Raw genomic sequence first — 21,820 nt, forward strand, 5'->3', positions numbered from 1 at the left:
GGCGGGTGCCCAATCTGGACAGGGGAGGGTCCGTGCTCGAGGCGGTAGGCGTCGATGCCTTCGAGGAGCGGGTGTACCGCGCGCTGCTGGGCCTGCCGGACTCGTCCGCGGCCGACCTCGCGGCGGCGCTGCGGGAGCCGGCGCGCAAGGTGAGCCGGGCGCTGGCCCGCCTCGAAGGGCTGGGCCTGGTGCGCCGACCGGAAGGGCGGCGCTTCGCCCCGGTGTCGCCGGAGGCCGCGATCGGCATGCTGGTCAACCAGCGCCGGGCCGAGTTGGACGAGGTGCGCGGCGCGGCGGCCGAGTTCGTCGACGCGTTTCGGCTGCGCGACCTCCGCAACCACGCCACCCACCCGGTCGAGGTGGTGTCCGGCCTGGACGAGGTGCGCCGGTTCAGCGTCGGCCTGCAGCACAACCCGGAGAAGTCGGTCCTGTCCTTCGACAAGCCGCCGTACGCCACGCCGCCGGCCGGGTACGACGAGGTGGCGGCGGAGCGGCCGCTGCTCGAACGCGGCGTCGAGATGCGCATCATCTACGAGCGCCCGGCGCTCCAACTGCCCGGGCGGCTCGCCAGCGTCACCGAGCTGGTCCGGCTCGGCGAGAAGGCCCGGACCCTGCCCACGCTCCCGCTGAAGCTGTACATCTACGACCGCCGGCTCGCCATCATCCCGCTCTCCGGCAGCCATGTCAGCGAGGCGATCGCGGTCGTGCACCCCTCGGCCCTGCTGGACGCCTTGATCGCGCTGTTCGAGGCGTACTGGGAACGGGCGACGCCGATCGGCGCGGTGCCGGCGCGGGCCACGGACGGCCTCAGCTCGCAGGAGGCCCGGGTCCTGACCATGCTCGGCGCGGGCCTGAGCGACCAGGCCATCGCCCGCCAGCTGGGGGTGAGCCTGCGCACCGCGCGGCGCCGGATCACCGCGGTGATGGAGCAGGTGCACGCCCAGACCCGCTTCCAGGCCGGCGCGGCAGCTGCCCACCGCGGCTGGATCTGACGTGTAACCTCATCCATATTTCTCTATGGATGGGGAGGTCCGATGAGGCGACTGAGGGGCGTCGCGGCGGCCGCGACGATCGCGCTCGCCACGGTGATGGCGGCGACGAGCGCGTCGGCCGGCCCGGCCGGCGGGCACTGGGTGGCGAGTTGGGCCGCGAGCCCGGTCGCCGGCAGCGAGATCCCGTGGATGCCCACCTGCCCGGCCGGGCAGGGCCTGGCCGACCAGACCGTGCGCAACGTGGTCTTCCTGTCCGCGGGCGGCAGCGGCGTCCGCGTCCGCGTCACCAACACATTTGGTACGCGGGCGGTCCGCATCGGCGGCGCATCCGTGGCCGTGCAGGGCGCCGACGCGGCGGCGGTGCCGGGGACGGTGCGGCGCCTGACGTTCGGCGGTCGGCCGGACGTGACGCTGGTGGCCGGCGGGCGGGCGCTCAGCGACCCGGTCAACCTCACCGTCGCCGCGCTGTCGACGCTGCTGGTGAGCGTGTACGTGCCGGAGGCGACCGGCCCGCTGACCAACCATCCGTTCACCGCGCAGGGCAACTTCCTGGCCACCGGCGACAAGTCCCTGTCCGCCACCGGCGACGGCTACGGGTCCAACCCGTGCTGGATGCTGATCGACGGCGTGGACGTGCGCGCGCAGGCCCGCGTCGAGGGGTCGGTCGTCGCGCTCGGCGACTCCATCACCGACACCTCCGCCACGACCGGCAACGCAAACCGCCGGTGGCCGGACTTCCTCGCCCGCCGGCTGAACGCCAAGCCGGGCGTCACCCGCTCGGTCGTCAACGCCGGGCTCGGCGGCAACCGGGTGCTCGCACCGCGCGACGGCGAGCCGTACTGGGGCGTGCCCGCGCTCGCCCGGCTGGAGCGGGACGTGTTCACGCAGACCGGGGTCCGCGCGGTCATCCTGATGGAGGGCGTGAACGACATCGGGTACAGCGCCGGCGCCGACGAGATCATCGCGGGGTTCCAGCAGATCATCGCGCAGGCGCACGCCCAGGGGCTGCCCATCTTCGGGGGCACCATCACACCGTTCGGCGGCTCGTTCATCGAGACGCCGGAGCGGCTGGCCACCTGGCGCGCGGTGAACGCGTGGGTGCGCACGAGCGGCGAGTTCGACGGGGTCGTCGACTTCGCGCGCGCCGTCGCCGCGCCGGACAACCCGGAGGCGCTCGCCCCGGCGTACGACAGCGGCGACCACCTGCACCCCAACGACGCCGGCTGCGAGGCGATGGCGAACGCCGTCAACCTCCCCGCGCTGCTGCGCCGCTGAACTGCAAGGAAGGGCACCTTGTTATGCAAAAAGCGATAACAAGGTGCCCTTCCTTGCACCCTAGACGTTGCGGCGGTACTGGCCGCCGACTTCGAAAAATGCGTCGCTGATCTGGCCGAGCGAGCAGTACCGGACGGCGTCCATCAGGGCCTCGAACACGTTGCCGCCGGAGGTCGCCGCGGCCTTGAGCCGGGCCAGCGCGGCCGGCGCCTCGCTGGCGTTCCGGGTGTGAAAGTCGGCGAGCCGGGCCAGCTGCGACTCCTTCTCGCCCTCGGTGGCGCGGGCCAGTTCGAGCCGCGGCGGCGGGGCGTCCTCATCGGACGGTGGAGCGAGGAACGTGTTGACCCCGATGATGGGCAGCGAGCCGTCGTGCTTGCGCTGCTCGTACAGCATGGACTCGTCCTGGATCCGGCCGCGCTGGTAGCCGGTCTCCATCGCGCCGAGCACGCCGCCCCGGTCGGCGATCCGCTCGAACTCGGCGAGCACCGCCTCCTCGACCAGGTCGGTGAGCTGCTCGACGATGAACGAGCCCTGCAAGGCGTTCTCGGTGCCGGCCAGGCCCCACTCCGCGTCGATGATCATCTGGATGGCGAGGGCCCGGCGCACCGACTGCGCGGTCGGCGTGGTCACCGCCTCGTCGTACGCGTTGGTGTGCAGGCTGTTCGCGCTGTCGTAGATGGCACACAGCGCCTGCAGCGTGGTCCGGATGTCGTTGAAGTCCATCTCCTGCGCGTGCAGCGACCGGCCGGAGGTCTGCACGTGGTACTTGAGCTTCTGGGCCCGCTCCCCCGCGCCGTACTTGTCGCGCATGGCGACCGCCCAGATCCGCCGGGCCACCCGGCCGATGACGGTGTACTCGGTGTCCATGCCGTTGGAGAAGAAGAACGACAGGTTCGGCGCGAAGTCGTCGATGGCCATGCCCCGGGCCAGGTACGCCTCGACGTACGTGAAGCCGTTGGCGAGGGTGAACGCGAGCTGGCTGATCGGGTTGGCCCCGGCCTCGGCGATGTGGTAGCCGCTGATGCTCACCGAGTAGAAGTTGCGCACCTGCCGCTGGATGAACCACTCCTGCATGTCGGCCATGCACCGCAGCGCGAACTCGGTCGAGAAGATGCACGTGTTCTGGCCCTGGTCCTCCTTGAGGATGTCGGCCTGCACCGTACCGCGCACAGTGGACAGTGCCCGCGCCGCGATCGCCCGCCGCTCGGTCTCGTCCGTCGCGTCGCCCACCTGCTGGTCGATCACCGCGTTGAAGAACATGGCCAGGATCGCCGGCGCCGGCCCGTTGATCGTCATGGACACCGACGTGGTCGGCGCGCACAGGTCGAACCCGGCGTACAGCTCGCGCATGTCGTCGACGGTGGCGATGGAGACGCCCGAGGTGCCCACCTTGCCGTACACGTCGGGGCGGCGCTCGGGGTCGCGGCCGTACAGCGTGACCGAGTCGAACGCGGTGGACAGCCGGGTCGCCGGCTGGCCCGCGGACAGCAGATGGAAGCGTCGGTTGGTGCGGAACGCGTCGCCCTCCCCCGCGAACATCCGCGCCGGCGCCTCCTCGGTCCGCTTGAACGGAAACACCCCGGCGGTGAACGGGAACGAGCCGGGCAGGTGCTCGGCGCGCAGGAAGCGCAGCAGCTCGCCGTCGTCGCCGTACCGTGGCAGGGCGACGCGGGGCTGCCGGGTGCCGGACAGCGTGGTCCGCGCCAGCGGCGTGCGGATGTCCTTGCCCCGCACGGTGTAGACCTGCTCGTCGCCGTCGTACCGGGCGCGCACGGCCGGCCACTGCTCCAGCAGCTCGTGCACGTCGCCGCGCAGTCCCTGCTCGGTCTGCGTCAGCAGAGCCCGCACCGGCGCGGCGTCCTCTGTGGACAGCAGGTCGCGGGCGGTGGTCAGGTGCTGGCGGCGGCGGACCAGCTCGACCTGCTCGGCGGTGGTGGCGTGGTAGTCGCGGACGGTCTGGGCGATCTCGGCCAGGTAGCGCTCCCGCCCCGCCGGGAGCACCGACCGCAGCCCGGTCGACGTACGCCCCGCGACCGGCGGCAGCACGCCCGCGAAGTCCGCCAGCCCGTGCTCGCGCAGCAGCCCCTTGAGGTGGTGGTACAGCGCGGAGACGCCGTTGTCGTCGAAGCGGGCGGCGCTGGTGCCGAACACCGGCATCTCCTGCCACGGTGTGCCGAACTGGCCGCGGTTGCGCACGATCTGGCGGGCCACGTCGCGCAGCGCGTCCTCCGCGCCCCGCCGCTCGAACTTGTTGATGGCGACCGCGTCGGCCAGGTCGAGCATGTCGATCTTTTCGAGCTGGCTGGGCGCGCCGAAGTCGGGCGTCATCACGTACAGCGAGACGTCGACGGCGGGCACGATGGCCGCGTCGCCCTGCCCGATGCCCGGCGTCTCGACCACGACCAGGTCGTATCCGGCCGCCTTGAACGCGGCGACGATGTCGCCCAGGTGCGCGGGCAGTTGGGCACCGGGCGTACGCGTGGCGACGGACCGGAAGAAGACCACCCCGGGGGCGATGCTGTTCATCCGGATGCGGTCGCCGAGCAGCGCGCCACCGCGGCGCCGGGTCGGATCGACCGCCAGCACGGCCACCCGGAGCTTGTCCTCACTGTCCCGGCGCAGACGACGTACCAGCTCGTCGGTCAGCGAGGACTTGCCGGACCCACCCGTACCCGTGATGCCAAGGACCGGAACGCCGCGCCGGTCCGCGGCCTGGCGCACGGCGGCGGCAAGGGCCGGGTCGGCACCGGCCTCCAGCACGGTGATCGCGCGGGCGAGCGCGGCCTCGTCGCCGGCGAGCAGCGCCTCGACGTCGGGCCCTTGGGCCGACAGGTCGGCGTCGCAGTCCTGGATGACCTCGGCGATCATGCCGGGCAGGCCGAGGCGCTGGCCGTCCTGCGGGCTGAAGATGCGCACCCCGCGCTCGGCGAGCAGCGCGATCTCGTCGGGCACAATCGTGCCGCCCCCGCCGCCGAAGACCTTGACGTGGCCGGCGCCGCGCTCGGCCAGCCGCTCGACCAGGTAGCTGAAGTACTCCACGTGCCCGCCCTGGTAGGACGAGACGGCCACGCCCTGCACATCCTCCTGGAGGGCCGCGGTCACGACCTCCTCCACGCTGCGGTCGTGCCCGAGGTGCACGACCTCGGCGCCCTGGCTCTGCAGCAGTCGTCGCATGATCGTGATCGCCGCGTCGTGGCCGTCGAAGAGGCTGGCCGCGGTGACAAAGCGCACGGGATGCATAAGCTAAATACTAGGACATCCAACTATCGGAGGTCCACGTACTGTGACCTTTCTAGGATGAGCCCCATGGACCCCATCGCGGAGGCACGCCGGCAGTGGGCGGCGCACGGCTGGGAGGACGCCGCGGACGGGATGGCGGCGGTGACCTCCCTGATGCGCGCGCACCAGATCGCCCTGGCCCGCGTCGAGTCGGTGCTGAAGCGCCACGGCGTCACGTTCGCCCGGTACGAGGTGCTGATGCTGCTGCACTTCAGCCGCACCGGCGTACTGCCCATGGCCAAGATCGGCGAGCGCCTCCAGGTGCACCCGACCAGCGTCACCAACGCCGTCGACCGGCTCGAAGCGGCCGGCCTCGTCCGGCGTACGCAGCACCCCACCGACCGCCGCGCCACCCTGGTGGAACTGCTCGACGCCGGCCGGGAGCTGGCGGTCGCGGCGACCAAGGACCTCAACGACAGCGTCTTCGGCGCCCCCGGGATCTCCCGCGAGGCGGTCACCGGCCTGGTCGCGATCCTGACCGAGATGCGCCACGAGGCCGGCGACTTCTAAGCCTCCCGCTTCTCAGGCAGATTTACCCCGGTCCGTGTCACTTGCGGGCCGTATGCTCCCGCGGGCACCGCGCAGGTCGGCGGCTCGCAGAGCGAGCCGAAATCCCCGACCCGCGCTGCCGGCTCCACGAGACAAGCCCGCCGGGTCCGGGGTCGTCAACCGCGGAGGGTGCGGCCGCGGGAGCAACGGCACGGACCACGACGGACATCGCGGCAGCTCATATCTCCATCTCTAGATCTTGCCCCGTCGCGGCGCGAGGCAGCCCTGGCCAGCTCGCTGAGCTCCCCGCGCGAGCGCCGCGAACCCTCCGCGGCCCGTCGATCAAGGATTTCCACGTCGATCAAGGGCAAACGGTCGTGGATCGGAGATCAAAGCACGACCATTTGCCCTTGATCGACGCCGAAGGCGCGGCACGGACGGCGAAGGCGCGGCACGGACGGCGAAGGCGCGGCACGGACGGCGAAGGGGGCCGCGCCGGGTTAGCTCTCTTGGGTGAGGAAGGTGAGGATTGTGGCGGCTAGGAGGGGGGAGCTGAAGATGTTGTAGTGGGTCACGCCGGGCAGGATCGCCAGGGCGTGCCCGCCCTTGGGGCGGCCCTCGTTCATCCAGCCGCCGTCCCGCAGGCCGCCGTCGAGCAGCTTGAAGATCTCGGCGTAGTGGCTGGGTGGCGCCTGGTCGGCGTCGGCGCCGATGATCAGCGTCGGCACCTGGAGGCCGCGGACGTCCTCGGTGTAGTCGTAGTCCTCGGCCATCACCGCGCCGAGCTTGTCCAGCAGCCGCCCGAAGTCCTCCGGGCGCGGGGCGACCCGCTGGTAGAGCTGGTACATCGGGGTGTCCTTCATGAACTCGGCGGCCGCCGCGTTCACCTGGCCCTGCATGGCCCGCAGCGCCGGGTCGACGGCGTCCGGCCGGAGGTAGATGGAGGCCGCGACGAGCCGGCCGACCTTCTCCGGGTACTTGGCCGCCGTCATCAGGGCCGTGCCGCCGCCCAGCGAGTAGCCGACGACATCGGGCTTCTCGAGCCCGAGGTGGTCGATGAGCGCCGCGATGTCGTCGGCCATGAGGCGGATGTCGATCGGCCGGTCGATGTCGGCGGTGCGGCCGTGGCCCTGCAGGTCGGGCGCGATGACCTGGCGCCCCTCGGTCAGCGCGGGGATGACCGGGCCGAACATCTCGTTCGACCCGAGCCCGCCGTGCAGCAGGATCAGCGGCCGCCCCGACCCGTACGTCTCGTAGTACATGTTGAGGCCGTTGACCTCGGCGTACTGCCCGGTGCCCTGGGCGTCGGTGGTCCAGTCGGTGCCCGTCATGGTGTTGGTCTCCCTCGTGCGTTCGTTAAGTGAGGTACGCCGACTAAGACGGACCGGCCGCCCGAAACTCATCGCTCCTACGGGTACTGACTTACGTAGACGGGCACACCGATCCGGGTGGTGTCGGCCGGGTCGCCCACGCCGTTGACGACGTGGTCGATCGTGCCGGCGCTGAGGTTGACGGTCATGATGTGGTGCAGCGTCACCCCCGGCCGCCGTGGCACCTCGAACCCGTTCTCCGTGTGGATCGACGGGTTGTTCTGGTTGAAAACGTACACGCCGGCGCCGTACAGCGTGTGGCGCTTCACCCGGTCGCCGACCTTGTATCCGGCGTAGCCCTCGACGTCACCGTTCATCCAGTCCGCCTGCGTCGGCGGGTCGTACGGCAGCTCGTTCTGGTACAGGATGGTCGTGCCGTTCTCGCCGTTCCAGACCGTGTTGTACCGCTGGAAGTGCTCGACGAACAGGCCGGTCGCGGTCACGTTGTCGCCGTTGATGACGGCGCCGTACCGGCCGGTGTTGGTGTTCCAGCGTTCGGTGTCGGTGAAGCCCTCGACGCCGTGGTCGCCGCGCCACACCCAGGTGTGGTCGATGAGCACGTTGTCGCTGTTCACCTCCAGCGCGATGTTCGCCTTGCCGACGTGCGGGCCGCCGACCCGGAAGTACACATCGGACAGTGTGGTCGGGTTGCCCGGCAGGCTGAAGCCCGCGCCGTGCTTGCGGCCGACCCGCAGCAGCACCGGCGACTCGTGCAGTCCGGCGTCGATCGTGACGCCGGCGACGACCACCCCGGGTACGTCGGCGACGTCCAGCGGGGTGGAGCCGCCGACCGCGGTGAGGGTGGCGTGCCCGATGCCGAGGACCACGGTGTTGGGGCGCCGGACCTCGATGCTGCTCGCCACGTCGTACACGCCGGGGGTGAGCAGCAGGTGCTTGCCCAGCGCGAGCTGGCGGTTGATCGTGCGTACGGAGTCGCCGGGCCGCGCGACGTAGAAGTCGGCGAGCGGGACGGTACGCCCCGGCGTCATGCCGGCCGCCCACGTCACGCCGCTGGTGTTTCGCTGGGCGGACGGCACCCGGACCTGGTACCGGCCCTTGGCGTCCACGAACAGGTACGGCTTCTCCCGGCTGAGCGGCGTGGTGGGCAGCGTCGTGTACGGCGGGTTCGGGAACGCGGCGTCGTCCGGCGCGCCGGTGACGCCCGCGAAGACCTGGTTCCACACGCCGTTGGACCACCCGGCGACCTCGCTGTTGCGGGTGAGCCACTGCTGCTGCGAGCCGTTGATGACGAACGGCAGCCGGGAGTCGGCGATGAAGCCGCCGCTGGCGTACTGCGGGCCGGCGGTGCAGTAGTCCATCAGCGACAGGTTGGCGCCGCTGATGTCGAGCCGGCGCATCGACACCGCCTGGGACACGGCCCAGAAGTTCGCCGACGACCGGCACGCGTCCTGGCCGGCCGGGTCGATGGTGAGAGAGAGGTTGGACAACGTGCGCCAGAAGTTGACGAGCGCGAGGCAGTTGCTCGTACCGCCGTCGGCGAGGCAGCGGTTGTAGACCTCGACCTTGCCGTGGATGACCACGTCGGTCGGCGCGGCGCCCAGGCCGGCGATCTCGGTGTAGTAACCGACCTTGATCTGCAGCGGCTGCTCCGCGGTGCCGTACGTGCCGGGCTTGAAGAGGAAGGCGTACCGGTTGGTGCCCATCTCGTTGTCGACCTGCGCGGTGTGCGTCGCATCGAGGGTCGCCTGGATCTGGCTGACGGGCATGCCGGGGTCGAAGACGGTGACGTTCGGGCCGAGGGTGGGCGGGCCGGCGGGCGGCGGGCCGGCCATGGCGGCGGTGCCGGTCGCGGCGAGCAGGGTCGCCACGGCGAGACCGGTGAGGCGGGTCAACATGCGGTTCGTCCTCTCGGCGGAGGGTCTGTGAGAGCGCTCTCACACTACGCCGGGTCGGGGCCGGGCTCCAGCGTGGACAGGCGCGCGATGTTGCCGGCCTCGTCCGGGTCGGGCTGGGGCGTGGCGAAGAACGCGCGGGCCACCTCGACGGCGACGTCGGGGGCGAGCCGCTTCAGACTGAGCGCGAGCACGTTGGCGTCGTTCCACAGCCGCGCGCCGGTCGCGATCCACGGCTCCCAGGCCAGCGCCGCGCGTACCCCGGGCACCTTGTTGGCCGCGATGGCGGTGCCGGTGCCGGTCCAGCACATCACCACGCCGTAGTCCGCGCGGCCCTCCACCACCGCCCGGCCCACCCCGGCGCCGATCTCGGGCCACGGCTCGGCGGCGCCCACCCGGACGACCTCGCCGAGCTCGGACAGGTATCCGACCACCGCCCTGGTGACCTCGTTGTCGTCGTCGGCCCCGAACGCGATCCGCACGCGGCCAGCATACGGCCGGTAGGCGGCCCGTCCCATGGATCTAGAGAGCTTTCGGGGTTAGGGTTTGTTGTCTGTCCACAATGCTTCTTGCGGGTGATCGCTTTCTGCTGGTTTGTCCGCTTGGCTTGGGGGTATGAGGTACGGCGATGGCGGCGGCGTCAACCAGTCCGCGCGAGTGCGGCGCGAGCAGGTCCGCCGGCAGGCCGCGGACCTGTTCGCCCAAGGGGTGGCGCCGGTCGAGGTCGCCAAACGGTTAGAGGTGTCGCAGAAGTCGGCGTACCAGTGGCGGCGGGTCTGGCAGGGCGGTGGCGTGCAGGCGTTGGCGTCCAAAGGTGCGCCGGGCCCGGACCCGACACTGTCCGACGCGCAGTTGGCCAAGCTCAAGGCGCGGCTGGAACTAGGTCCGGCCGCGGCTGGTTACCGCGAGGACCAGCGCTGGACTTTGGCCCGGGTCGCGGCGTTGATCGGGTTGATGTTCAAGGTCCGGGTCAGCGTGACCACGACCTGGGAAGCGATGCGGCGGCTCGGGTTCAGCCCACAACTGCCGACCCGGCGAGCGATCGAGCGGGACGAGCAAGCCATCGCCCGCTGGCGCCGATATCAGTGGCCAGCGGTAAAAGACTCGCGGGCAGGCTGAACGCCTGGATCTGTTTCGCCGACGAAGCCGGCCAAACTCTTCACCCCGCCAAGGCGACCACCTGGGCCCCACGCGGCCACACCCCGGTCGTCAAGGTCACCGCCAAAGGCAACGTCCGGGTATCGATAGCCGGGCTGGTCTGCTACCGGCCCGGCCACCCCAGCCGACTGATCTACCGCACCCGCACCTACCGCGGCCGCAAAGGCGACCCGAAGGGCTTCCGCGAACCCGACTTCGCCGACCTGCTGGACGCCGCCCACCGACAACTCGCCGCGCCGATCGTGTTGGTTTGGGACCGGCTATCAGGACACAAGTCCACACGGATGCGCGCACTGATCGCCGACCGGCCCTGGCTGAGGGTCTACCTGCTGCCCGGCTACGCCCCTGAACTCAACCCGGTCGAGAAGGTCTGGTCCACGATGAAACGCAGCCTGGCCAACCTTCCCGCCACCACCGCCACCGCACTAACCGCAGCCGTGAAGAACCGCCTCAAACGCATGCAATACCGCGCAGGCATCATCGACGGCTACCTCACCGCTACCGGACTATCCCCACCCTGACCCCGAAAGCTCTCTAGACGAGAAATGGTTAGCTCCGAACCGTTTCTCGTCTAGATCCAACTACCAAGAGACAATCTTGGGCTACCGCGATGTCCGTCGCGGTCCGGGCCGTTGCTCCCGCGGCCTCGCCCTGCGCGGTCCACAATCGACAGCCCCGGCGCGCGGCGCGCCGGACCGGGATGGGTTGTGGGACGCGGAGGGTGCGGCCGCGGGAGCAACGGCCCGGACCACGACGGGCGTCGCGGCAGCTCAACATCTCTTGATTTTCCTCACCCTCACCGCGAGACGTCTCTAGATAACGCAGACGCGAACGAGCGTGATGTCGTCCACCCCGAGGCTCCCGTGGTCGCGAAGGCCGCGGACCAGGTCCTGGAACGACCGGCGGTCGACCGCCCGGATCGCCTGCCAGACCGGCGCGCCGGTCATCGCGGACTGCTCCAGCAGGCACTGGCTCAGCCTGTCGCTGGCCAGGACGAGCATGTCCCCGCGCCGGAGCTGGCCGGTGCAGAACTGGATCCAGCCGGCCGGGTCGGGCGACTTCTCCGGCCGCGAGTACAACAGCGTCGGGCTCTGGCTGAACGCCTGCCCCGCGGAGACGGGAAACGACACCTGGAGGGTGGCGCCGCGGACGTGCAGCACGCAGCAGTCGCCGATGGCGTACACGTGGAAGTTGCCGTCCGTGTCCTCCGGGGCCCGCGCCCAGACGCCGGCGAACGCCGCCGCGCTCTCCAGCCGCTCCGCCGCCATCGCCTCCCACCAGTCCACATCGGACTGCTCGCGCGCCGGCGCGGCGTGCGGCCAGCGGTCCCGCTGCCGCAGGAGTACGTCCTGGGTCGTCCGCGGCGTACGCGGCCGCGCGTCCAGGAAGCCGTCGACGAGGTGCCGCGCCCACTCCTTGACCCGGTACCCGCTGCCGGCGCCGTCGGCGACCGCGAACCAGCCCTCGGCGCCGGTGACCAGGTAGCCGGCGGCGTCCTCCCAGTCCTGCGGGTGCGCCTCGTCCTTGGGAAAGGAGTACGCGTGGACGACGAACCTCGGCGCGGCGCCGTCACGCCCGGACATCGACGCGGGTCCCGATGTCGATGGCCTGCACCACGGCCTTCATGTCGGCGTTGAGGACCAGCCCGCGGGCGTCCTTGTGCACGTCCACCCCGAGCTCGACGGCGTACTCCCGCATCAGCGGCGGCAGCGGCGACGACATGCGGAACAGCGCCTTCGCGCGCTCGTCGGTCACCGCCCGGTCGTCCGCCGGGAACGTCACGGCGGTGGCCAGGTGGGCGCCGAGGGCGATGTTGAACAGCCGGGTGGCGCCCTGGCCGGTGCCGAGCGACACGAGTCGGCGGGCCGCCAGCTCCGGGTCGCCGTCCGTGGCGTACCCGTCGGTGATGTTGATGACGACCGGCGGATCCGAATCCGGGTGGCTGGCCACCCACCCCTCGACGATGTTCGCGGCGAGGTCGAGCGCCGCGCACATGTGGGTGAGCCCGTCGGCGACCGGCTCGAACCAGATCGGCCGCGGCCGGCCGCCGTCGCGGTCGACGCGGAGCTTGTTGGTCGCGATCTCCGCGACGGAGGCGAGCATGCGGCCGGCGAGCGCGCCGGAGAAGAGCGTCCGGGCACCGGTGCCGTATCCGATCAGGCCGACGTCGAAGTAGTGCCGGGGCGGTTCGTTGCGCGCCTTCACGCTGCGCATCACGATCGACTCCAGCAGCTCGTTGATGCTGCCGGCCAGCGCGTGCGCCTTGGTCATGGTCGCGGCGCCGGCCATCGGCTCCTGCATCGACGCGGACTGGTCGAGAAGGAATACGAAGCACCCGGGCTTCTTGCGGTCCACACTCATTGGCTGATCCCCTCCTGCTGACGACGGACCTCGTCCGTGAACGTGCCGGCGCCGCCCAGCAGCACCTTCGGCCAGTCGCGGCCCTGAGCCACCCAGCTGTCGCCGCAGACCGTGCAGCGGTAGGCGCCCTGCCGGCCCACGGGATCGAAGGCACCGCACTGGGGGCACTGCTCCGCCGGCTCGGTGAGCGGCCCGGCGACCGCCCACGGGCTGAAGTCGAAGGCTGTGCTTGCTGGCGCTCGCTCCGCTCGCACGGGCCCTCGGGCCTGCGAGGCGCCATCTTCCCTCGTCGCTTCGCTCCTCAGTCCAGACGACGCCGGCCCGAAGACCGAGCTGGCTGGCGCTCGCTCCGCTCGCACGGGCTCCGGCGGCGGGCGTCGCCAGCGCCGGACGGCGAGCGCGACGAGCAGCACGACCATCGGCACCCAGGTCACCAGGACGAGGATCCGCAGCGAGCGGGCCACCCCGCCGTCCTCGGGCCGGGCCAGGACCGCCCCCGTCCCGTCGACCACCACGGCGAGCCCGCCCAGCGCGTCGACCACCGGCCCGGCGCCCGAGGCGGTGAAGACCACCGACAAGGGCGGCCCGTCATCGGGCGGCGCGCCCGTCACGGCCCGCGAGCTGAGCAGGGCTTGCCCGTCGGGGAGGCGGTACGGGTCGTCGATCCGTACCGAGATCGTCTTGCCCGGCTTCGTCGGCGCCCCGTCCTTGTCGAAGGCGCCGGGGTTGTCGCGCACCAGCGTCTCGACGTCGACGCGGAACCGCGTGGCGAGCGCGGCCAACCGATCGTCCTTGGTGACCCGGAGCTGGATGCGGGCGCCCGGCGGGCGGTCCGCGGGCACGACGACCAGCACGGCCTCCGCGCCGAGCGCCGCGGCGTCCTGTTGAGTACGGTCCAGCGCCTCCTGGTCCAGCGCCGCACCGTCCCGCGCCTGCTCGGCCACCATCACCGTCGGCGGGGCGTCCGGCCAGGCCACCGACGCGATCACGCCCAGGATCAGGAACAGCGCGGCGGTCGGCGCGAGGAGGTACGGCGGCCGGAAGCTTCGCACGGTCTTCCCCTCAGGCTGTCGCGACGAGCAGGAGTACGACCAGTCCGATCAGCGCGGCCAGCACCGCGAACGCCAGGACGGATCGGCGCCGCCGCCGTGGCGCGGCCGCGGCCGTGGCCGGTGGCGCCGGTGGCGCCGGTGGCGCCGCTTGCGGTCGCGCCGCCGGCACGGTCCGCACGGTCGGCACGGTGCGCACCGACTTCGGGCTCACCGTCGCGAACGCCGCCTGGCAGAGCTGGTGCAGCTCGGCCGTCAGGTCGCGGACCTGCGCGTCCCGGTTGGAGGCGAGCCGGAACCACAGCGGGGTCGCCATGCTCCGGGCCAGGTCGTCGGCGCGGAACAGGAGGTTCTCGTCGGCGTGGTACTCGTCCCACAGCGCCGGGTCGTGGATCAGGGCCCGGATGCAGACCAGCACGACGAGCGCGGAGAACCGGTCCACGTCCTCGCCCCAGCAGTCGCTGGACACCCGCTGCGGGTGCTGGAAGTTCTCGTGGCCGTACTCGTCCGGGGGCAGGTCGGACAGCGGCGGCGCCCACACCCCGTCGAGGTCGACCAGCCGCAGCCGGTCGTCGCGGTCGATCCAGATGTTGTCCTGCTGGAGGTCGCCGTGCGCGAGCCGCCGCGCGCTCAGCTCGGCGGTCAGCGCCTGCCACCCGCTGGCCAGGCTTTCCAGCCGCTCCTGATCGGTCCTGATCTCGTCGAGGTGCAGGCGCAGCGAGCGCCCGCCGAGGTCCTCCATGCTCAGCACGGGCACCTGCTGCCCACCCGCCGACAGCCCGTCGTCCCACCACCGGAAGCTGGCGAACGCCGGGCAGCCGCCGTCCTTGGCGTACCGGGACAGCCGCTGGTAGCGCTTGCGCAGCGACGGGGCCGGCGGCCGCCGGAAGCAGCGCAGCACGGTGGGCTCGCCCTCGATCTCGCCGTAGAAGACGTACGCCGACTGGCCCGGCACCGGCTGGACGGTGTCGTCCGCATCCCGCACCGGTACGAACTTGCCGAGCCGGCCGGCCAGCGACTGGGTGGGCCGCCACAGGGCGGTCAGGTAGTCGTCCAGGGAGGGCCAGGGCCGGTTGTCCGTCATCGCTGCCCTACGCGCCGGCCGGCCCGGTCAGGGCCTGCTGGAGGGTGGCGGCCGAGCCGGCGAGGCTGCCCACGCCCTCGTCCAGCGCGCCCATCCGCCCCGACAGCTGCGCCGCCGAGCCGTCGAAGACCTCCGGCCAGATCGTGGTGCGGTACGGGCCGCAGATCTTCTTGTACTCAAGCTCCCCGTCCGGCGTACGGCCCGCGCCGTCCCAGAACACCCACAGCGTCGCGGCCAGCACGCTGGTGATCGACAGCGACTCGCGGCGCAGGCTCTCGGTGAGCTCGCCGAGCGCCTCGTCGATGGCGCTGTTCAGCAATGCGGCGAGGTTCTTCGTGTGGTCGGCCGGCGTACCCAGGCCCGCCGGCTCGGTCCAGCCCGCGCCGGGGCGCGGCGCCGGGGACACGGGGGCATCCCCAGGGGTACGCGGCTGGGCGGACTCCTCGTAGTCCAACCACCATTCGTCGTCGGAGCCGGTACGGCCGGACGGCGTCGCCGTGGGCGCGGGCGCGGCGCCGGCCCGGTGCACCATCAGCCGCGCCTGCCAGCTCTCCAGGTCCACCTTGATGACGATCGGCGTGGCCACCCGCAGGAACAGGCTCCCGTAGTCCTTCTTCAGCTGGGCGAGCCGCTCGACCGCGCGCCGGAAGGCGGGCACGTTGAGGTGGCCGATCGCCTCCAGCAGGCGCGGCAGCGCGTCCGGGCCGTCGGGTACGAGGTCCGGGGTGAGGCGTTCGCGCAGGACCGCCGCGACCTCGCCCCACAACCGGTCGACGGCGGCGTGCAGCGACGCGTCGATGTGCTGGAACTGGCGGGTGATCTCGTGCCGCGCGCCGTTGAGCTGCCGTTCGTACTCGCGGAACGGCTCCGTCGCCATCGCCGCCACGGTCTCGGCCTCCCACTCGGAGTGGCCGCCCACGCCGTACCCCTGGGCCGCCCACTCGCGGACCCGCCGTTCCGCGTCGTCGATCGCCGCCTCGATCTCGTCGATCGGCGTCCCGCCGCGCACCGACTCCTCGTACGCCTTGTAGAGCTCCCGCAGCGCCAGGCTCAGCGACCGCCGGAGCTTGGCCGCCTGCCGGTACAGCTCGTCCTCGTCCTCGGGCAGCACCCGGCGCCACTCGGCGGCGCTGCGGTTGACCCGGGACAGCAGGTCGCCCACCTCGTCCGCGAGGTCGGCCAGGCCGCCGCGCATCCGTTCGATGGCCATCGCGTCCATGTCGGCGAGCCGATCGGCGAGCCGATCGAGGACGGGGAGCAGCAGCCGGTCCCGGACGCTCGCCTCGTCGGTGGCGTCGCAGACGAGCACCTCGATGCCGTGCGGCCGGGTGACCGCCTCGACCGCGGTCAGCGCGTTGCGGAACGAGCCTTCGCCCAGGTCGGCGTCCCGGTTGACGACCATCATGAGGAAGTCGGCGAGGCGTACGTCGCGGCCGGCGTCCTGCGCGAGCTGGAGGATCTCGAAATCGTCGGTGCCGTGGTGGACGGTGTCCTTGATCGGTTTCTTGATGCACAGCAGCAGGTCGACGTCGTTGTTGATGTCGCGGAGGAAATGGCGGTCGATCTCCAGCCCGGCCTCGCCGGCGCCCGGCAGATCCACCAGCACGAGGCGCGCCCGGTCGACGAGGAAACGACAGTAGATGTGGACGTCCCGGACCGCGTGGTAGGGCCGGTCCACGCCGTTCTGGTCGAGGGGGTACGCGATGTACGGGCGCAGGCTCGCCAGCGGCACCGTCATGACCCGCTCCTGCCCCAGCAGGATCTGCCGGTAGCTGGGGAAGGACCGCTGCGCCTGGTTGAGCTTGACGAGGAACGGCTGGGCGCTCAGTCGTTCCGGTGGCGCGCCGGCCCCCCGCGTCCCGGAATCGATGGTGACCGACGCCGGGTACGAATAGGCGGCGAACTCGTCCGGCGTACGCGGGGCCGCGCCCAGTCCCGCGCTGGTGTGCAGCGGCTGCACGTACTCGTCGCGAAACGCTTCCCACGTGCGCAGCGTGATGACGGCCTCGCGGCGATCGGGCGAATGGTAGATGCGCGTCCGCGCGGCGGTCGTCGGGAAGTCCGAGCCGGACGGAATGACGTCCTCACCCTGGTTGGCGACCTTTCGCAGGATCGTGCTTTTGCCCGCCTTCGTTCGGCCGAGAACGCCGATGTTGACCGTCTCCCGGTGCACCCGCGCGTGGACCGCCATCACCTGGGATCGCAGCTCGTTGATTCGCTCGGTCAGCGTGTCGAGAGAACGCGGACCTTCAAGAAAATCCGCGAGATCCTGGCCAATTGCCGCGAACTCGGGCCGGGCCGAGTGACGATAGGCTTCCTGCCTGGCGTCCTTGGCCAAACGTCGTACGTCGTCGAACCGCCCGGCCAGATCCTCATACGCGACACGGACCCGTTCAACGGCCGGCCGGTGTCGTGCGCGGCCCGCAATCGTCGCGGCGATCTTCATTTCAACGTTCGACACGCAGGACTCCTCACCCGGCCGCGGAAAGCGTGAATTCCCGGCCCGATCGGAAAAGTGGCTACAGGTTCTCACGCGCGAAACGGACCGAGAAGAGAACACTTGTTTCTTGTCCATCCGGGCGATTAGCGCTCGCCTTATTGCTATGGCGACGCCGTCCCATCGCACGCTGTCAAGTCCACTTCGGACGCCAGCGCTCGTCGGATCTAGGACAAGGATCCAGTAGTCGCATTCCGCCGTCCCGCGGATCCCGGCCGGGTTAGCGTGACGGAATGGACTGGGACGCGCAGACCTTCGACGAGTTGGCCGCCGTACGCGACCTCGACATCGTGGTGCCGGCCCCGGGTCATGACACGATCCGCACGCCGATCTGGGTCGTGCCCCTCGGCGAGCACCTCTACGTGCGGTCGTGGAAGGGCCAGGAGGGCCGGTGGTACCGCCGGGCCCGCCGGCACGGCTCGGGCGCGGTCGTCACCAGCGGCGGCGAGCGCGGTGTGCGGTTCGTGCCCGTCACCGACGCCGCCCTCGACGCGGCGATCGACCGGGAGTACCTCGCCAAGTACGGCGACACCAGCCCGGCGCAGGCGATGGTCCGGCCGCCGGTCAGCGGCACGACTCTCCGGCTGGTGCCCGCTTAGCCCGGTGGCCGGCACCAGTCGTGCACCTTCGGGCCGAGCAGGGCGAAGACCAGCGCGCCGTTGACGGCGACCCCGGACCATGCCTGCCCGCTGCCCAGGCTGTCGGTAGCGGCCCCGACGATGATGACCACGATGTGCGCGGCGCAGACGAACAGCGCCCCGGTCCGCCCCCAGCGCCGGCCGAAGAAGAGCCCGGCGGCGGAGGCCACCTGCGTCGCCGAGAGCAGCAGGCTCAGCACCACGGCGGCGATGAACTCGTCCTCCTCGCCGTGCGAGACCGCGTCCTGCAGGAGCAGCGCCCCGATGAACGCGCCCAGCAGGCCGAGCGCGGCCAGCAGCAGGCAGATGACCCAGACCGTGGGCGGCCGGCGCTCCGGTCGCGGCGGCTCCGGCCGGCTGTAGCGGGGCCTCAACGGCCTGCCCTCGTTAACCATCGCCGGCGAGTGTATCGACGCCCGTCCAGCCCCCAACCGTGATCAGGGCGTCCTTCAAGTCGCTGGAACGACTTGAAGGACGCCCTGATCACGAAGTCCAGGCGGCTCGGCTACAGTGTCGAAGAAAGCGTTTTCCCCTCGAAGCACCACGAACGACTCGAACGGAACAGAGCATGGCATTAGGGTTCGCCGCCCAGGTCCATACCGCCTTGGCCGCGCAGGTCCGCTCGATCGTCGAGGAGGCCGCCGAAGGCGCCTGGCGGGGCCTGCAGCACCGCAGCCTCGCCGAGCGGATCAAGGCGCTCGTGGCGGCGACGCGCAGCGACCTGGGCGGCACCGAGCTCCTCGATCACGCGGTCACCCTCGTCGCCCTGCTGCGGGACCTCCAGGGGCCGAGCGGGCTCTTCACCGGCGGGGACAACGTCGACTCCCCACCCGACTCCGCGTTCAGCATCAACGACCTCGCCGACGCGCTGCTGATGCTGCGCCAGGCCGGCGGTACGCCGCACCGCCTCGCCGGCGACCTCGAGCACCTGCTCGCGACCGCCACCCCGGCGCTGGCCAAGGGCGGCGTGCACACGCCCAACCACCGCTGGGAGCTGTCGGCCGCGCTCGCCCGGCTCTTCCTGATCTCGCCGGAACCGGCGCTGGCCAGCCGGGTCGAGCAGTGGCTGGCCGAGGGCGTCGACATCGACGGCGACGGGCTCTACTCCGAGCGCAGCGCCAACTACGCCGCCCACGTGTCCAACCCGTCGCTGCTGACCATCGCCGAGGTCTTCGACCGGCCGGACCTCGTCGCCGCCGTCGAACGGAACCTGGACGCCACGCTCGACCTGCTCCTGCCGGACGGGTCGGTGGAGACGGTGCTGTCCCGCCGGCAGGACCAGCACCGGCCGATGCCGCTGGCCGGGTACCTGCTGCCGCTGCGCCACCTGGCGCTGCTGCGCGGGCGCGGCGACCTGGCCTGGGCCGCCGAGATCGCGCTGGCCCAGGGCATCTTCTCGCCCGCCGACGCGGCCACCCGCCTGGTGCTCGACCCCGGCATCGGGCGCGACCTGCCGCCCGCCACGCCGCCGCGGCGACCCCGCCGGCGCGTCTTCGGCGCGGCCGGGCTGCTCATGGAACACCGCCCCGCGACCACGACCGTGCTCTTCGGCGGCTCGGACTACCCGCGCCACGGGCGGATCCGCTCGGGCCTGGCGAACTCACCGACGTTCCTGCGGCTCTTCGCCGGGGAGGCGGTCCTGTCCAGCGCCCGCCTGTCGCGGACGTTCTTCGGCAAGGGGCCGTTCCGCGCCGACGGGTTGGCGGTCGACGGGGACTCGGTGACGCTGGCGGAGACCGAGTCCGCCGCGTACTACCAGCCGCTGGCGCCGCAGCACCACGACGCCCAGGGGCACTACCGGCTGGTCGACGAGGGGCGCTTCAGCGCGGCGATGGACTTCGGCCGGCGTACCCGGGACGACGTCACGCTGACCACGACGGTGCGGGCCCGGCTGACGGCGGCCGGGGTGGAACTGGTCCTGGACCTGACCGGCGCCGTGTTGGACTGGGCGCTCGAACTGGCGTTTCAGCCCGGCGGCACGGTGACCGGAGCGCGCGCGCTCGGCCCGGACCGGTGGCAGCTCGACGCGGCACCGGAGGCCGCCGCGGCGTACCAGATCGGTGGGAGCGCGATCAGCGTGATGTTACTCGATGTATCCGACGGGCAGGGCAACGCGATGCCGACTGCGAACGCTGAGCCGGCGTACGAACCGGGCGAAGAGTACCGCTACCTCGCCGGCACGGACGCCGTCTCGGGCCCTCGGCTGTATCTCAGCGGGCGGGTCCCCGCCCACGTCAGGCTTCTGATCAGCGGAAACGCGCCCTGATAGCGCTCCCATCGCTTCCGCCGAACAATGCACATGACGTCCGTATGTCAGGACAATCGTTAAGACCGTATGTCCTGACTATTGACGTGGTAAGCGCTTACCCGTTAACGTCCGTCGCTTACAAGGCGTAGATAACTTAGGAGATACCTGATGACCCGTTCCACGACACTCACGAAGGGGCTCAGAGGCTTGCGGTGGTTGCCGGTAGTCGTCGTCGCGGCTGTCGCCCTCACCGCCTGCGGCAGCTCGGACGACTCTGGCGACAGCGGCAGCACGGACGCTAAGAAGATCACCTTCTGGCTGTCCACGTCCGCGCAGATCCAGGGCTACACCGACCTGGCCAAGGAGTTCGAGGCCAAGGAAGGCATCGCCGTCGAGATCGTGAACCAGCCCTACGACGGGTACCAGGACAAGCTTCGGCAGTCCGCGCAGGCCAACTCCCTGCCCGACGCCGCCAGCGTGCCCTCGCTGGACACGATCTGGATCAACCAGCTCCAGGACCTGAGCGCGACCGCGAACAACGAGACCAACAAGATCCGTAAGGACCTCGTCACCGAGCAGGACGGCAAGGTCCTGGCCATCCCCTCGGACGTCACGGCGGCCGGCCTGTTCATCAACAAGAGCCTGTTCGACAAGGCCAACGTCACCTACCCGACGGACCCCAACCAGACCTGGAGCTGGGACGACTTCCTCGCGGCGGCCACCAAGGTCCGCACCGCGACAGGCGCCAAGTACGACCTGGTCTACGACAACTCCCCCGCCCGCATCCGGGCCTGGATCTACAACCACGGTGGCAAGGGCTTCCAGCTCGGCTCCGACGGCAAGTACGCCACCCCGGACGCCGCGACCATCGACGCGCTGACCCAGTTCAAGGCGATCAACGACGACAAGATCATGCCGAAGTCGGTCTGGACCTCCGGCGCCGACCCGAACGCCCTGTTCAAGAGCGGCCAGGTCGTCGCCTACTTCTCCGGCGTCTGGCAGGTGCCGGACTTCGCCGAGGGCATCACGAGCTTCGAGTGGACCAGCGCGCCGACCCCGGGCCCGGTGCACGCGACCGACATCAACACCGGCGGCAAGGTCGTCGCGTTCAACAACAAGGACACCGCGTCGGCGGCCAAGAAGTGGGTCGACTTCCTCTTCCAGCGGGACAACTACACCAAGCTGGCGCAGACCAACGGGTACCTGTCCGTCGAGACCGGCCTCACCCTGGCCTACCCGTTCAAGTCGCAGACCGCGCTGGACGCCTTCGCGCTCTACAACAAGGAGATCGAGCTGGCTGACCCGATCTCCGCCTCGGGCCAGGCCAACGGCACCAAGCTCATCATCGCGGGCAAGTCCATCCAGGACGACCCGACCAAGGCCGAGATGGCGAAGTTCATCAACGGCGAGCAGGACGTGCAGAAGACCGTCGACAACATCGTGAACGGCCTCAACGAACAGATCAGCTGACGCCTACCCGCGGAGACCCGCCGGCATCGCTCGATGCCGGCGGGCACCGCACGTCGG

At 71.1% G+C, this 21,820-nt stretch carries 19 protein-coding genes; 9 read left to right on the forward strand and 10 right to left on the reverse strand.

Going from position 1 to position 21,820, the window contains the following annotated elements:
* Nucleotides 1-32 precede the first annotated feature (32 nt).
* Complete coding sequence (locus Prum_RS09760; protein WP_173075768.1) at nt 33-992, forward strand: helix-turn-helix transcriptional regulator; 960 nt, start codon at nt 33-35, stop codon at nt 990-992.
* 42 nt (nt 993-1,034) lie between these two features.
* Complete coding sequence (locus Prum_RS09765; protein ID WP_173075770.1) at nt 1,035-2,267, forward strand: SGNH/GDSL hydrolase family protein; 1,233 nt, start codon at nt 1,035-1,037, stop codon at nt 2,265-2,267.
* A gap of 60 nt (nt 2,268-2,327) precedes the next feature.
* Here the strand turns inward: Prum_RS09765 and icmF are convergent, their stop codons facing one another.
* On the reverse strand, nt 2,328-5,507 hold the full coding sequence (icmF, locus tag Prum_RS09770) for a fused isobutyryl-CoA mutase/GTPase IcmF (RefSeq protein ID WP_173075772.1): 3,180 nt from the start codon (nt 5,505-5,507) through the stop codon (nt 2,328-2,330).
* 66 nt (nt 5,508-5,573) lie between these two features.
* Between icmF and Prum_RS09775 the strand changes: the two genes are divergently transcribed.
* Nucleotides 5,574-6,056, forward strand: coding sequence for a MarR family transcriptional regulator (locus Prum_RS09775; protein ID WP_246277781.1), 483 nt, complete (start codon nt 5,574-5,576; stop codon nt 6,054-6,056).
* Nucleotides 6,057-6,535: 479 nt separating this feature from the next.
* Here Prum_RS09775 and Prum_RS09780 read toward each other — a convergent pair whose 3' ends face one another.
* The 3 genes from Prum_RS09780 to Prum_RS09790 form a co-directional block, all read right to left on the reverse strand.
* Nucleotides 6,536-7,366, reverse strand: coding sequence for an alpha/beta fold hydrolase (locus Prum_RS09780; RefSeq protein ID WP_173075776.1), 831 nt, complete (start codon nt 7,364-7,366; stop codon nt 6,536-6,538).
* A gap of 77 nt (nt 7,367-7,443) precedes the next feature.
* Nucleotides 7,444-9,261 (reverse strand): pectate lyase-like domain-containing protein, encoded by a 1,818-nt coding sequence (locus tag Prum_RS09785; RefSeq protein ID WP_173075778.1) that lies wholly within the window; start codon nt 9,259-9,261, stop codon nt 7,444-7,446.
* 44 nt (nt 9,262-9,305) lie between these two features.
* Nucleotides 9,306-9,740: an RpiB/LacA/LacB family sugar-phosphate isomerase gene (locus Prum_RS09790; RefSeq protein WP_173075780.1), complete on the reverse strand. Its 435-nt coding sequence runs from the start codon at nt 9,738-9,740 to the stop codon at nt 9,306-9,308.
* Nucleotides 9,741-9,873: 133 nt separating this feature from the next.
* On the opposite strand from Prum_RS09790, the gene Prum_RS09795 reads away from it, so the two are divergent.
* Together Prum_RS09795 and Prum_RS09800 are read left to right on the forward strand one after the other, a co-directional pair.
* A complete protein-coding gene (locus Prum_RS09795) occupies nt 9,874-10,377 on the forward strand; it encodes a winged helix-turn-helix domain-containing protein (RefSeq protein WP_173073568.1) in 504 nt (167 codons plus the stop codon).
* The gene (locus Prum_RS09800) at nt 10,344-10,937 is read left to right on the forward strand and encodes a transposase (protein WP_173073570.1); all 594 of its coding nucleotides are present in this window, start codon (nt 10,344-10,346) and stop codon (nt 10,935-10,937) included. The genes Prum_RS09795 and Prum_RS09800 overlap by 34 nt, the downstream gene beginning before the upstream one ends.
* Before the next feature lie 291 nt (nt 10,938-11,228).
* Here Prum_RS09800 and Prum_RS09805 read toward each other — a convergent pair whose 3' ends face one another.
* Genes Prum_RS09805 through Prum_RS09825 form a run of 5 tightly spaced genes read right to left on the reverse strand, consistent with a single transcriptional unit; the run spans nt 11,229 to nt 17,101 of the window.
* A complete protein-coding gene (locus Prum_RS09805) occupies nt 11,229-11,999 on the reverse strand; it encodes a protein phosphatase 2C domain-containing protein (protein WP_173075782.1) in 771 nt (256 codons plus the stop codon).
* A complete protein-coding gene (locus tag Prum_RS09810; protein ID WP_173075784.1) occupies nt 11,986-12,777 on the reverse strand; it encodes a vWA domain-containing protein in 792 nt (263 codons plus the stop codon). Before Prum_RS09810 ends, Prum_RS09805 begins: the two co-directional genes overlap by 14 nt.
* Nucleotides 12,774-13,829: a hypothetical protein gene (locus Prum_RS09815; RefSeq protein WP_173075786.1), complete on the reverse strand. Its 1,056-nt coding sequence runs from the start codon at nt 13,827-13,829 to the stop codon at nt 12,774-12,776. Before Prum_RS09815 ends, Prum_RS09810 begins: the two co-directional genes overlap by 4 nt.
* 10 nt (nt 13,830-13,839) lie before the next feature.
* Nucleotides 13,840-14,910, reverse strand: a complete 1,071-nt coding sequence (locus Prum_RS09820; protein WP_173075788.1) for a BUD32 family EKC/KEOPS complex subunit — start codon at nt 14,908-14,910, stop codon at nt 13,840-13,842.
* A gap of 7 nt (nt 14,911-14,917) precedes the next feature.
* The gene (locus Prum_RS09825) at nt 14,918-17,101 is read right to left on the reverse strand and encodes a P-loop NTPase family protein (protein WP_173075790.1); all 2,184 of its coding nucleotides are present in this window, start codon (nt 17,099-17,101) and stop codon (nt 14,918-14,920) included.
* Between Prum_RS09825 and Prum_RS09830 the strand changes: the two genes are divergently transcribed.
* Nucleotides 17,090-17,404 (forward strand): hypothetical protein, encoded by a 315-nt coding sequence (locus Prum_RS09830; protein WP_218577174.1) that lies wholly within the window; start codon nt 17,090-17,092, stop codon nt 17,402-17,404. The two genes, Prum_RS09825 and Prum_RS09830, sit on opposite strands and share 12 nt — an antisense overlap.
* Nucleotides 17,405-17,640: 236 nt before the next feature.
* Nucleotides 17,641-18,006, forward strand: a complete 366-nt coding sequence (locus Prum_RS09835) for a DUF2255 family protein (protein ID WP_173075794.1) — start codon at nt 17,641-17,643, stop codon at nt 18,004-18,006.
* Here Prum_RS09835 and Prum_RS09840 read toward each other — a convergent pair.
* Nucleotides 18,003-18,419: a hypothetical protein gene (locus tag Prum_RS09840; RefSeq protein WP_173075796.1), complete on the reverse strand. Its 417-nt coding sequence runs from the start codon at nt 18,417-18,419 to the stop codon at nt 18,003-18,005. The genes Prum_RS09835 and Prum_RS09840 overlap by 4 nt on opposite strands.
* 194 nt (nt 18,420-18,613) lie before the next feature.
* Between Prum_RS09840 and Prum_RS09845 the strand changes: the two genes are divergently transcribed.
* Together Prum_RS09845 and Prum_RS09850 are read left to right on the forward strand one after the other, a co-directional pair.
* Entirely contained in the window at nt 18,614-20,311 is a 1,698-nt protein-coding gene (locus Prum_RS09845) for a hypothetical protein (RefSeq protein WP_173075798.1), read from the forward strand.
* 198 nt (nt 20,312-20,509) lie between these two features.
* A complete protein-coding gene (locus Prum_RS09850; RefSeq protein ID WP_218577175.1) occupies nt 20,510-21,763 on the forward strand; it encodes an ABC transporter substrate-binding protein in 1,254 nt (417 codons plus the stop codon).
* The last annotated feature ends 57 nt before the right edge of the window (nt 21,764-21,820 follow it).

Origin of the sequence: Phytohabitans rumicis (assembly GCF_011764445.1) — a bacterium.
Classification (GTDB): Bacteria; Actinomycetota; Actinomycetes; order Mycobacteriales; family Micromonosporaceae; genus Phytohabitans; species Phytohabitans rumicis.